The sequence below is a fragment of the Achromobacter sp. 77 genome (assembly GCF_020541125.1).
Taxonomy (GTDB): Bacteria; Pseudomonadota; Gammaproteobacteria; order Burkholderiales; family Burkholderiaceae_B; genus Achromobacter; species Achromobacter mucicolens.
In genome coordinates, this window is sequence record NZ_CP059848.1 from 1944929 (window position 1) to 1958985 (window position 14057).

2 protein-coding genes are annotated in these 14057 nt (G+C 65.5%); both read right to left on the minus strand.

The window, feature by feature from the left end:
- Positions 1–94 precede the first annotated feature (94 nt).
- Positions 95–13306, minus strand: a complete 13212-nt coding sequence (locus H4P35_RS08965) for a retention module-containing protein (protein WP_226848681.1) — start codon at positions 13304–13306, stop codon at positions 95–97.
- An 84-nt stretch (positions 13307–13390) separates the two neighbouring features.
- Complete coding sequence (locus tag H4P35_RS08970) at positions 13391–14047, minus strand: response regulator transcription factor (RefSeq protein ID WP_056315795.1); 657 nt, start codon at positions 14045–14047, stop codon at positions 13391–13393.
- Positions 14048–14057 lie beyond the last annotated feature (10 nt).

The following is a 14057-nucleotide window of genomic DNA, read 5'->3' on the forward strand; positions in this document are numbered from 1 at the left end:
TTTCACATTTTTTCGGGCATCTTGGACGTGCCCTTGAAAAAATGCGTCGGGCGGGAGGGTAAGGCCTGGGCCGGCCCTCCCGTCACGTCGATGATCAATGATGATCGACGTTCAGCTTCCCCTTCTGCAGCAGGTCGTTGATGATGGCCTGGTTGCTGACGGCCTGACCGTGGACGTCATGGGTGAGATCGACGCCCTCCAGCACGATCTTCTGATCGGCACCCTGGCCGATCTGGCCCTTGGTGTTGATCTCGAGAATCGTATTGTTGGCGTTGGCCGGATCCTGCTTGAAGTTGAGGTAGTTGGACAGATTGCCATCCTTCTCGCCCACGAGCAGGTCCTTCAGGTCCAGCACATCGCCGCCGTCTGCGGGTTTGGCCAGCGAGAAGTCCTTGATCCGGTCCACGGCCGGGTTGGACGTGGTGCCCTGATCGTTGAACTCCCAGCGGAACGTATCTGAACCGTCGCCACCGATCAGGGTGTCGTGGCCCTTGCCGCCGATCAGCACGTCGTTGCCCTTGCCGCCGTTCAGGGTGTCGTTGCCATCTCCCGCAAGCAGGATCTCGCTCTTGTCGGTGCCCAGCAGGCTGCTGCCCGCTTGATAGGCCACAGACACGTTGGCGCTATCGCTATGGCCGTCCGCCGTACTGATCGTGTACGAGGAATTGGCCACGGTGTCGGCAACGGCAGATGCGCGGGAATAGTCGACGGTCATCGTGAGAATGTAATTCTCCGGGCCGTCACCAAACCAACCCGAGCCATTGTCGTCAAGATTGACAAGGTGGATTTCGTATTGGCTATCGGCCGTGGGGCTGATGCTGTCTCCGCTTTGCAGCGCTTTGTAGGGACCCGACGTTCCGGCGAGGCGATACTCCATCCGAACCCAGTTCTCCTGCATGTCATGACTCAGCGTCAGGACTTCGCCGGCCTTCATGGCAAAGGTGATGGTGTCCTCATCATTGCTGCGGCTAGCGCCCACGCTGGCGAGGTATCCATCTACCTTGATCTGAGCCCGATTCTGGCCGATCTGAGCCAGATCTGCGCGATCTACCGTCAGGAATTTGTTCGCATTGACGTTGCCGTTCGTTCCCGCGAACGGAAGCTCCTTGACCGACGAAGCAATGAAGTCGCCTCCCTTATCCTTCCAGCCCGTGTTCACCGTCAGCGGTCCGATCGTCAACGCGCCCGTGCCGCGCACGTCGTTGGCGAGCAGCGAGCCGGCCTGAACCGTCAATTGCGGGCTCAGGATGTTGGTGATCACCGTGTCGTTCACGGCATCCGGGTTTTGATAAACCGGCGCCGTCACCGTCAGCGTGAGGCTGGAGCTTGCCGTATCGCCGTCGCCATCCCTGACCGTGTACTGGACGGTGTCGGTGCCGGCGGCTTGCGGCTGGTAGCGATAATCGCCCAGGTTTTCACCCGCCAGATCGATCGTGAACTTGCCGTGCGACGTCGTCACAGTCAGTTCGGACTTGGCCGAATCGAAGGTGAAGGTCGCGCCGGAGCTGGCCGTGACCTTGTTGGTCGCAACGTCGTAGTTGAACGTCTTGCCGTCGATCACCAGTTGCGTGATGCGCGCACCGGCCAGGTCGGCGCCCAACGTGCCGCCCGCCGAGATGTCGCCGACGATCGGCGGTGCGATGGTGTCCGAAATCGCCGTATCCAGACCGTTCAAGTCCTTCACGATGATCGTGTTGCTGTCCTGCGGCTTGCTGGGGTTGTAGGACACCGGATCGATGTACGTGCCGGTGGCGTTGGTGCCAAGACCGATGCCGTACGAATTGATCTGGTTGTCCGTGAGGAACTTTTCCCACGTCGCCTGCTGAGGGGCGTAGACGGGTCCGTTTTCAGGGTTTCCGTCGGTGAAGAAGTAGGAAATGTTCTGGACATTGGCGCCTTCCAGCTTGCCCGTGCCAGAGTTGTTCCACGCCGTCATGGCGGTGTTCAGCGCAGCTTCGTAGTTGGTGCCGCCACCGTAGCTCAAGCCGTCGACCAGCGTCTTGGCTGCGGCCAGCGACATCCAGCCGCCGCCCTTCTGACTCGCGGACGAGTTGAATTCCACAATCATGACGCGCACGTCGCCGGACTCGCCATACTGGTCGAGCAGCTTGGCGACCGAGGATTTCAGTACCTCCAGGCGCGACAGCTCACGCTTGTTGCTGTAGACACCGCTGCCGTAGTTCATGCTGCCGGACGTATCCAGCGTGAGCATGATGTTGGTGCCGCGTGACGCCAGCGCGGAGCTGTCGGCAATCGGGACCAGGTTGGGCGCCGTATCGGTCACCAGCACGCCCAGGTCGCCCGTCGCCTTGCCGCCGAACTTGTCTTCGACCGTGATCGCGAAGTGGTCCTGGACGTTGGTGTCGTCGCCGGTGTGTTGCTGCGCGCCGCTGGTCTGGTAGGTGTAGGTCACCTTGCCGGTTGCCGCGTCGTAGCCGGTGAGCGTCAGCGTGCCCTTGCTGGTGGTCAGCGTGAGCGGGTTGCTCGACAGGCCCGCCAGGCGGTCCAGAGTCAGCGTCGCGTCGGCGTTGCCGGTGCCGTCGATCGAGATCGACTTCAGTCCGGCTGCCGCGGTGATCACGAAGGAACCGCTGCCGGTGGCCTGTGCTTCGGACACGCTCAGGACGCCAGGCGCGCCGGCATTGTTGTCTTCAATCGTCAGGGTCGGGCCCGTGGGCTCGACACCGCCAACCTGGAACTGGCCGTTTGCGAAATCGCCATCCGCGTCAGTCACTTGGTACGTGAAGTCGATCAGCTTGTTGGCCGTGCCGTTCATGGACTGGTACTGATAGAACTCCCACTTTCCGGTGGCCGGCGTCAGGCGGATCTCGAACACCAGATTGCCCGACGCATCCAGACCCTGGATCAGGTTGCCGTTGGCAGCCACATTGGTCTTGATTGCGCCGCCATCACGCGTCGTCAGGCCGCTTTCCACGCCCGTCAGCTTCAGCGTGCCGGGGCCGTCAGCGCCGTAGGCAAATTGCAGGTTGCCGTCGGCGTAGGCGATGGCATGGACATCCTGGCTGCCCAGGAACGTCACGCCAGTCACGGTGAAGTCGCTGTTGTCGCTCGACGAATTCTTGTGGTTGTCCGTGGCAGACACGACGATCGTGTCGAAACCGCCTTCCTCGACCCGGAAGTTCGCCGCGTAGTCGCCGCCGCCCTTGTCCGAGGTGAAGGTGCGTTCGGCGATCAACACGCCATCGCGGTAGAAACGTGCGATGCCGCTTTCCACTTCGCCACCATACATGGCGGCGAAGTCGATGGTTGCGCCGTAGGCGATCTTTCCGCCGGTCAGACGGATCGTCAGTTCTTCCGACGCGCCCTGGCCGTTCAATTCGCGGTAGTCCACCTCGTTCGCGATGTTGTGATACGGGGAGCCCGAGCTCGCCACACCCAGCCCTGCGGTGCTCTGGTTGACCTTGGCGTCGATCAGCGTCAGGTCGTTATTCGACGTGAATCCCTTGGCCGAGACTTCCACGGCGCCGTTGCCGAACGTGAACTTCCACTGGCTATCGCTGCTGGAAGAGCCGGCAAAGGAGACCTTGCCGGTATAGACATCGGGAATGCCGGCGGACTCGACGTTGACGGGCGCGTTCTGCTGCACGACAGGCGAATCGTCTTCGATCGTGACGTTCAGCGTGGTGGTGACGGGCGCATTGACGCCGTCCGCGACCTTGACGGTCACGGACAGGCCGACCGTGTCTTCACGCGTCGTGTCCGGATGATCCACCGGCGCCAGCATCTGCACCGTGTAGGCGCCAGCATTGTCGATCTTGATGATGATGGCGTCGGTGGTGCCGGCGCGGCCGGTCAGCGTATGGCCATTGTCGGACAGCGTCCAGTTGATTGGCACGCCGTCGGAGCTGAGGCTGCCATTGGCCGGCGCCACCAGCGTGATCGTGTAGGCGGCTCCGCTGTTGTCGTCGGTGATGTTCAACTGGCCATTGGCCTTCGCCGAATCGGTGGTGTCGGACGTGCCATTGCCGTCCTTGATGCCACCGCTCAGGCCTTCCTCGGACACCGCGACGGATGCATTGCCCACGACAGGCGGCTTGTTGATGTCCACGATGGCCGCATTGCCGCTGTCCGAGATGCCTGCCGGAAGGGCGGTACCGCTAGCGGTCTGACCGGAGAGCGTGGCGTTGAGAACCATGCTTTCGGTGCCTTCGTAGATGCCGTCGGCAGTCGTGGGCACTTGGACGACGATGCCGCCGGTGGTGCCGGACGGAACCTTGACGCTGTACGAGCCGTCTGCGTTGGCCGTCACCGCCACAGACGTTCCGCCGATCGTCACAACGGGCTTGCCGTAGTCGGCGCCGGTAACCTGGCCGCCCAGCGTGAAGGTCAGCGTCGTTTCGGCATCGACCGGCTTGCTCAGGGTCACGTTGAAGCTCGCCGTGTTCCCTTCGGTCACGTTGCCCGCGTCGGAGACATTGAGCGACGGCACATCGGCGCCCGGACCACGGCTGTCCACGATGGCGGCGTTGCCGGTATCGGTGATGTTGCCAGGCAGGGCGACGCCGCTGGCGGTGTTGCCCGAGAGCGTGGCTTCCAGGGTCAGCTGCTCGCGGCCTTCGAAGACGGCGTCATCGGTGGTGGGGACGGTGACAACGATGCCACCGGTCGTACCAGCCGGCACGGTGATGCTGTAGGAGCCATCGGCGTTGGCCGTGACGGTGGCAGGCTTGCCGCCGATCATGACCGTGGGCGTGCCCACGTCGCCAGCTTCGATCTGACCGCCGAGCGTGAACGTCAGCGTGGTGTCGGCATCGACAGCCTTGGTCAGCGCGACATTGAAGACGGCGTTGCTGCCTTCGTTGACGTCGCCGGCATCCGAGACGGTCAGGGCCGGCACGTCGGCGCCCGGGTTCGGGTTCGACGGGTCGGTGCTTTCCGTATCGACAATCGTGGCGCTGCCGGAATCGGTAATGTTGCCAGGCAGCGCGACGCCGCTGGCGGTATTGCCCGAGAGCGTGGCGTCCAGCGTCAGCTGTTCGCGGCCTTCAAACACGGAATCATCGGTGGTCGGGACGGTGACAACGATGCCGCCAGTCGTGCCGGCCGGCACGGTGATGCTGTAGGAGCCATCGGCGTTGGCCGTGACCGTGGCGGGCTTGCCGCCGATCATGACCGTGGGGGTGCCCACGTCGCCGGCTTCAATTTGACCACCCAGCGTGAACGTCAGCGTGGTGTCGGCATCGACAGCCTTGGTCAGCGCGACATTGAAGACGGCGTTGCTGCCTTCGTTGACGTCGCCGGCATCCGAGACGGTCAGGGCCGGCACGTCGGCGCCCGGGTTGGGGTTGGACGGGTCGGTGCTTTCGGTATCGACAATCGTGGCGCTGCCGGAATCCGTGATGTTGCCAGGCAGCGCGACGCCGCTGGCGGTATTGCCCGAGAGGGTGGCGTCCAGGGTCAGCTGTTCGCGGCCTTCGAAGACGGCGTCATCGGTGGTCGGGACGGTAACGACGATGCCGCCAGTCGTGCCAGCCGGAACCGTGACGCTGTACGTGCCGTCCGGATTGGCGGTGACGGTGGCGGGCTTGCCGCCGATCATGACCGTGGGCGTGCCCACGTCGCCGGCTTCAATCTGGCCACCCAGGGTGAACGTCAGCGTGGTGTCGGCATCAACAGCCTTGGTCAGCGCGACATTGAAGACGGCGTTGCTACCTTCGTTGACGTCGCCCGCATCCGAGACGGTCAGGGCCGGCACGTCGGCGCCCGGGTTTGGGTTGGACGGATCGGTGCTTTCCGTATCGACAATCGTGGCGCTGCCGGAATCGGTAATGTTGCCAGGCAGCGCGACGCCGCTGGCGGTATTGCCCGAGAGCGTGGCGTCCAGCGTCAGCTGTTCGCGGCCTTCAAACACCGAGTCGTCTGTGGTCGGAACGGTGACGACGATGCCGCCGGTCGTGCCCGCAGGAACCGTGACGCTGTACGTACCGTCCGGATTGGCAGTAACGGTGGCAGGCTTGCCGCCAATCATGACGGTGGGGGTGCCCACGTCGCCGGCTTCGATCTGGCCGCCGAGCGTGAACGTCAGCGTGGTGTCGGCATCGACAGCCTTGGTCAGCGCGACGTTGAAGACGGCGTTGCTGCCTTCGTTGACGTCGCCCGCGTCGGAGACGGTCAGAGCCGGCACGTCGGCGCCCGGGTTCGGGTTCGACGGGTCAGTGCTTTCGGTATCGACAATCGTCGCGCTACCGGAATCAGTGATGGTGCCCGGCAGGGCGATGCCGCTGGCCGAGCTGCCGGTCAGCGTGGCGTCCAGCGTCAGCTGTTCGCGGCCTTCAAACACGGAGTCATCGGTGGTCGGGACCGTGACAACGATGCCGCCGGTCGTGCCGGCAGGCACGGTGATGCTGTACGAGCCATCGGCGTTGGCCGTGACGGTGGCAGGCTTGCCGCCGATCATGACCGTGGGCGTACCCACGTCGCCAGCTTCAATCTGGCCACCCAGGGTGAACGTCAGGGTGGTGTCGGCATCAACCGGCTTGGACAAGGCGACGTTGAAGACAGCGTCGTTGCCTTCGTTGACGTCGCCGGCATCCGAGACGGACAGGGTGGGCACGTCGGCGCCCGAACCGTGATCGTCAACAATGACAGCGCTGCCCGAGTCGGTGATGGTGCCCGGCAGGGCGATGCCGCTGGCCGAGCTGCCAGTCAGCGTGGCGTCCAGGGTCAGTTGCTCGCGGCCTTCAAAGACGGAGTCGTTGGTGGTCGGGACCGTGACGACAATGCCGCCTGTGGTGCCAGCCGGCACCGTGATGCTGTAGGAGCCATCGGCATTGGCCGTGACCGTGGCGGGCTTGCCGCCGATCATGACGGTGGGGGTGCCCACGTCGCCAGCTTCGATCTGGCCGCCGAGCGTGAACGTCAGCGTGGTGTCGGCGTCGACCGGCTTGGACAGGGCGACGTTAAAGACAGCGTCGTTGCCTTCATTCACATCGCCTGCATCCGAGACGGACAGGGTCGGCACGTCGGCGCCCGAACCATGGTCGTCAACGATGACGGCGCTGCCGGAATCGGTGATGTTGCCCGGCAGGGCGACACCGCTGGCGGTATTGCCCGAGAGCGTGGCGTCCAGGGTCAGCTGTTCGCGGCCTTCGAAGACGGAGTCATCGGTGGTCGGGACGGTGACGACGATGCCGCCGGTCGTGCCAGCAGGAACCGTGACGCTGTACGTGCCGTCAGGATTGGCAGTGACGGTGGCCGGCTTGCCGCCAATCATGACCGTGGGGGCACCCACGTCGCCGGCTTCAATTTGACCGCCCAATGTGAACGTCAGGGTCGTGTCGGCATCGACAGCCTTGGTCAGCGCAACATTGAAGACGGCGTTGCTGCCTTCGTTGACGTCGCCCGCGTCGGAGACGGTCAGAGCCGGCACGTCGGCGCCCGGGTTCGGGTTCGACGGGTCAGTGCTTTCGGTATCGACAATCGTGGCGCTACCGGAATCAGTGATGGTGCCCGGCAGCGCGATGCCGCTGGCCGAGCTGCCGGTCAGCGTGGCGTCCAGCGTCAGCTGCTCGCGGCCTTCGAAGACGGCGTCATCGGTGGTGGGGATGGTGACAACGATGCCACCGGTCGTGCCAGCCGGCACCGTGATGCTGTAGGAGCCATCGGCGTTCGTCGTGACGGTGGCAGGCTTGCCGCCGATCATGACCGTTGGCGTACCCACGTCGCCAGCTTCAATCTGGCCACCCAGGGTGAACGTCAGGGTGGTGTCGGCATCAACCGGCTTGGACAGGGCGACGTTGAAGACAGCATCGTTGCCTTCGTTGACGTCGCCTGCATCCGAGACGGACAGGGTCGGCACGTCGGCGCCCGAACCGTGGTCGTCAACGATGACGGCGCTGCCCGAGTCGGTGATGGTGCCCGGCAGGGCGATGCCGCTGGCAGAGCTGCCAGTCAGCGTGGCGTCCAGCGTCAGCTGTTCGCGGCCTTCGAAGACGGAGTCATCGGTGGTCGGGACGGTGACCACGATGCCGCCGGTGGTGCCAGCAGGCACGGTGATGCTGTAAGAGCCATCGGCGTTGGCCGTAACGGTGGCAGGCTTGCCGCCGATCATGACCGTGGGCGTGCCCACGTCGCCGGCTTCGATCTGGCCACCGAGCGTGAACGTCAGGGTGGTGTCGGCGTCGACCGGCTTGGACAGGGCGACGTTGAAAACAGCATCGTTGCCTTCGTTGACGTCGCCTGCATCCGAGACGGACAGGGTCGGCACGTCGGCGCCCGAACCGTGGTCGTCAACGATGACGGCGCTGCCCGAGTCGGTGATGGTGCCCGGCAGGGCGATGCCGCTGGCAGAGCTGCCAGTCAGCGTGGCGTCCAGCGTCAGCTGTTCGCGGCCTTCGAAGACGGAGTCATCGGTGGTCGGGACGGTGACCACGATGCCGCCGGTGGTGCCAGCAGGCACGGTGATGCTGTAAGAGCCATCGGCGTTGGCCGTAACGGTGGCAGGCTTGCCGCCGATCATGACCGTGGGCGTGCCCACGTCGCCGGCTTCGATCTGGCCACCGAGCGTGAACGTCAGGGTGGTGTCGGCGTCGACCGGCTTGGACAGGGCGACGTTAAAGACAGCGTCGTTGCCTTCATCGACGTCGCCGGCGTCCGAGACGGACAGGGTCGGCACATCCGCACCCGAACCATGGTCGTCAACAATGACGGCGTTGCCCGAGTCGGTGATGGTGCCCGGCAGGGCGATGCCGCTGGCCGAGCTGCCAGTCAGCGTGGCGTCGAGCGTCAGCTGTTCGCGGCCTTCAAACACCGAGTCGTCGGTGGTCGGGACCGTGACAACGATGCCGCCGGTCGTGCCAGCCGGCACGGTGATGCTGTAGGAGCCATCGGGGTTCGTGGTAACCGTGGCAGGCTTGCCGCCGATCATGACGGTGGGGGTGCCCACGTCGCCGGCTTGGATCTGGCCGCCCAGGGTGAACGTCAGCGTGGTGTCGGCGTCGACAGGCTTGGAGAGCGCGACGTTGAAGACGGCGTCGTTGCCTTCGTCGACGTCGCCAGCGTCCGAGACGCTCAGCGAGGGCACATCCGCGCCGGAGCCATGATCGTCAACGATGACGGCGCTGCCGGAGTCGCTGATGTTGCCAGGCAGCGCAACGCCGCTGGCGGTATTGCCCGAGAGCGTCGCTTCGAGCGTCAGTTGCTCGCGGCCTTCAAACACCGAATCGTCAGTGGTCGGGACGGTAACGACGATGCCGCCGGTCGTACCCGCAGGAACCGTGACGCTGTACGTACCGTCCGGATTGGCCGTGACGGTGGCGGGCTTGCCGCCAATCATGACGGTGGGCGTGCCCACGTCGCCAGCTTCGATCTGGCCGCCCAGCGTGAACGTCAGCGTGGTGTCGGCGTCGACGGCCTTGGTCAGCGCGACATTGAAGACGGCGTCGTTGCCTTCGTTGACGTCGCCCGCGTCGGAGACGGTGAGGGCCGGCACGTCAGCGCCCGGGTTCGGGTTGGACGGGTCGGTGCTTTCCGTATCGACAATCGTGGCGCTGCCGGAATCGGTAATGTTGCCCGGCAGGGCGACGCCGCTGGCGGTATTGCCCGAGAGCGTGGCGTCCAGCGTCAGTTGCTCGCGGCCTTCGAAGACGGCGTCATCGGTGGTCGGGACGGTAACGACGATGCCGCCAGTCGTGCCAGCCGGCACGGTGATGCTGTAGGAGCCATCGGCGTTGGCCGTGACGGTGGCCGGTTTGCCGCCGATCATGACAGTGGGCGTGCCCACGTCGCCGGCTTCGATCTGGCCGCCGAGCGTGAACGTCAGCGTGGTGTCGGCGTCAACAGCCTTGGTCAGCGCAACATTGAAGACGGCATCGCTGCCTTCATTGACATCGCCCGCGTCTGCGACGGTGAGGGCCGGCACGTCGGCGCCCGGGTTCGGGTTCGACGGGTCGGTGCTTTCCGTATCGACAATCGTGGCGCTGCCGGAATCAGTGATATTGCCCGGCAGGGCGATGCCGCTGGCCGAGTTGCCGGTCAGCGTGGCGTCCAGCGTCAACTGCTCACGGCCTTCGAACACCGAGTCGTCGGTGGTCGGAACGGTGACGACGATGCCGCCGGTCGTGCCGGCAGGCACCGTAACGCTATACGTGCCGTCAGGATTGGCCGTGACGGTGGCGGGCTTGCCGCCGATCATGACAGTGGGGGTGCCCACGTCGCCAGCTTCGATCTGGCCGCCCAGCGTGAACGTCAGGGTCGTGTCGGCATCGACAGCCTTGGTCAGCGCGACATTGAAGACGGCGTCGCTGCCTTCGTTGACATCGCCCGCGTCGGAGACGGTCAGGGCCGGTACGTCAGCGCCCGGGTTCGGGTTCGACGGATCGGTGCTTTCGGTATCGACAATCGTGGCGCTACCGGAATCGGTGATATTGCCCGGCAGGGCGATGCCGCTGGCCGAGTTGCCGGTCAGCGTGGCGTCCAGCGTCAGCTGTTCGCGGCCTTCGAAGACGGCGTCATCGGTGGTCGGGACGGTGACCACGATGCCGCCAGTCGTGCCAGCCGGCACGGTGATGCTGTAGGAGCCATCGGCATTCGCAGTCACGACGGCAGGCTTGCCGCCGATCATGACCGTGGGGGTGCCCACGTCGCCGGCTTCAATTTGACCGCCCAACGTGAACGTCAGGGTCGTGTCGGCGTCGACAGCCTTGGTCAGCGCGACGTTGAAGACGGCGTTGCTGCCTTCGTTGACGTCGCCCGCGTCGGAGACGGTCAGGGCCGGCACGTCGGCGCCCGGGTTCGGATTCGACGGGTCGGTGCTTTCCGTATCGACAATCGTGGCGCTGCCGGAATCGGTGATGTTGCCCGGCAAGGCGACGCCGCTGGCGGTATTGCCCGAGAGCGTGGCGTCCAGCGTCAGCTGTTCGCGGCCTTCAAACACCGAATCATCGGTGGTCGGGACCGTGACGACGATGCCGCCAGTCGTGCCGGCAGGAACCGTGACGCTGTACGTGCCGTCCGGATTGGCGGTGACGGTGGCAGGCTTGCCGCCGATCACGACCGTGGGGGCACCCACGTCGCCGGCTTCAATCTGGCCGCCGAGCGTGAAGGTGAGGGTGGTGTCGGCATCAACCGGCTTGGACAGCGCGACATTGAAGACCGCGTCGCTGCCTTCATTGACATCGCCCGCGTCCGAGACGGTCAGGGCCGGCACGTCAGCGCCCGGGTTCGGGTTCGACGGGTCGGTGCTTTCGGTATCGACAATCGTGGCGCTACCGGAATCCGTAATGTTGCCAGGCAGGGCGACGCCGCTGGCCGTGCTGCCGCTCAGCGTGGCGTCCAGCGTCAGTTGTTCACGGCCTTCAAACACCGAGTCGTCGGCGGTGGGCACGGTGACAACGATGCCGCCGGTCGTGCCGGCAGGCACGGTGATGCTATAGGAGCCGTCGGCATTGGCCGTGACGGTGGCGGGCTGGCCGCCAATCATCACGGTGGGGGTGCCGATGTCCCCGGCTTCGATTTGACCGCCCAGCGTGAACGTCAACGTGGTGTCGGCATCGACGGCCTTGGTCAGCGCGACATTGAAGACGGCGTTGCTGCCTTCGTTGACGTCGCCTGCGTCGGACACGTTGATGGCCGGCACATCGGCGCCGGTGCCGCGGTCGTCCACGATGACGGCGCTGCCGGAGTCGGTGATGTTGCCAGGCAGGGCGATGCCGCTGGCCGAGCTGCCGGTCAGCGTGGCGTCCAGCGTCAGCTGTTCACGGCCTTCGAACACGGCGTCGTCGGTGGTGGGGACCGTGACGACGATGCCGCCGGTCGTGCCGGCCGGCACCGTGACGCTGTAGGAGCCATCGGCGTTGGCCGTGACGGTGGCGGGCCTGCCGCCGATCATGACGGTGGGGGTGCCCACATCGCCCGCTTCAATTTGGCCGCCCAGCGTGAACGTCAGGGTGGTGTCGGCGTCGACAGCCTTGGTCAGGGCAACGTTGAAGACGGCATCGCTGCCTTCGTTGACATCGCCCGCGTCCGAGACGGACAGGGCCGGCACGTCGGCGCCCGGGTTCGGGTTGGTCGGGTCGGTGCTGTCGGTATCGACGATCGTCGCGTTGCCGGTGTCGGAGATGCCGGCGGGCAGTTGGGCGCCGTTGGCGGCCTGGCCGCTGAGCGTGGCCTCCAGCGTCAGGGTCTCGCTGCCCTCGAAAGTGTTGTCGTCGGTCGTGGGCAACGTCACCACGATGCCGTTCGTGACGCCGGCGGGCAGCTGGAAGCTGTACGTGCCGTCTGCATTGGCAGTCACGGCCACGGCCACGCCGCCGATGGTGACGACCGGCACGCCGACGTCCTGGGGTTCGACCTGGCCACCAACCTTGAGCGTGATGGTCGTTTCACGGTCCAGATCGATCGTGTTGCCCAGACTGATGTTGAACGTGGCGCTGCCGCCTTCGTTGATGGTGCCCGCGTCCGAAACGGCGATCGTGGGCACGTCGAGCACGCCAACGATCGTGACGGCGACCGTTGCGGTCGAGGTGGCGCCCGACGGATCGGTGATCGTGTAGGAAATGGTGGAGCTCGCGGTCTCGCCTTCTCCCAGCGCCTGGTAATCGCCATTGGGGTTGAAGACGTACGAACCGTCAGGGAACACCGTGAACGATCCGCCGTTCGAGCCGGGCACAGTCAGGCCGGCGCTGGTCATGGGGCGGCCGTTGACGGAAACCAGCGTCAATGCGTCGCCATCGGCGTCAGCGTCGTTGGCGAGCAGATTTCCGCTGATCGAATTGTCCTGACGGGTGGTGACGCCGTCGTTCTGCGCGACCGGGGGAGTGTTGCCGGGGACAGCCGCTGCAGCGTCGCCGCCGTCGGCGGTCAGCGCCGCGCCGGAAACCCGCGGCAGCGTGTCGTCGCCGCGCGCCGGATTCGGGTAGGCAAGATCCAGCGGGCTGGTGGTTTCGAGGATGCGGGCCAGACGGACGAAGCTGCTGCCGCCGGCTTCACCGCCGCCAGCCACGACGGCGGCGGTCGGATCGAGTTCGTCGAACGGGTCGCGGCCGGCTTGCAGCGCGGCCAGCAGGCGGTCCGAATCGGTGCCCGAGGGCGGCGCAACCGCGGCTTCGGTCGGATCGGCCAGCGGGCCGGTCATGTCGCCGTTGACCGCGACTTCGCGGCCTTCGCCGATCACGATCGGCATGCCGTTTTCAACCTGAAGCGAAACCGTGGCGCCCGAGGCAGTGACGATGTCGCTGCCGGCGGGGACTTTGCTGCCTTGATGCAGTTCGGTCAAGGAACCGTCGCTATTGCGTATCCACGCGCGACCGGAGATTTCGTTGACGACTGCGGGAGAGGAGTTGGCCATGTTGGTTCCGTTTCAGGGAGTTATCCAAGATGGCCAGATACTACGGGTCGCCGCTGGCGGCGGGTATTGTCCTTGAGGACAGGTTTACGCGGTGATTTTGCTGCGCGCGTCGGCGGGTGCGGAAATGCCGTGGACCAGCAGGGCGAGCTGGAGGCGATCGGTGACGCCCAGCTTGTCGAAAACAGCCGACAGGTGCGCCTTGACCGTGCGTTCGGTGATGCCCAGCGCTTCGGCGATCTGGGCGTTGGACTGGCCGCTGGCGGCGTAGCGCGCGACGGTGATTTCGCGCTCGGTGAGACGGCCGCCGTCCCACGCGTGCGCGTCCTGCGCACGCTCGGTGACGAGCTTGAGCAGACGCGACACCAGCGAGCGCCCCATCCAGATGCCGCCGGAGGCGACGACTTCGAGGGCCTGGGCCATCGCGGCGGGCGGCGCATAGCTGTGGCAGTAGCCGTGCGCGCCGGCGCCCAGCGCCTGCGTGCCTTGTTCATCGTTGGGGCTGGCGCTGGCGACCACGACGTGCAGGCCGGCCAGCGTCGGGGTCCAGAACGGATCGTGCCAGGCGGGCAGCTTGGGCACGTCGGCGTCCAGCACCGCCAGCGTGCGGCCTTGTTCTCGCCAGCGTTGCAGATCCGCCAGGCCTCGCCCGCGGGCAGCCATCCAGCGCGCCGGGTCAAGCGCGCGCCAGTGCTGCCAGAGCAGGTCGTCGTGCGTAATCAACAGGACGGGAATGGGTTTCATAAGGCCTTGA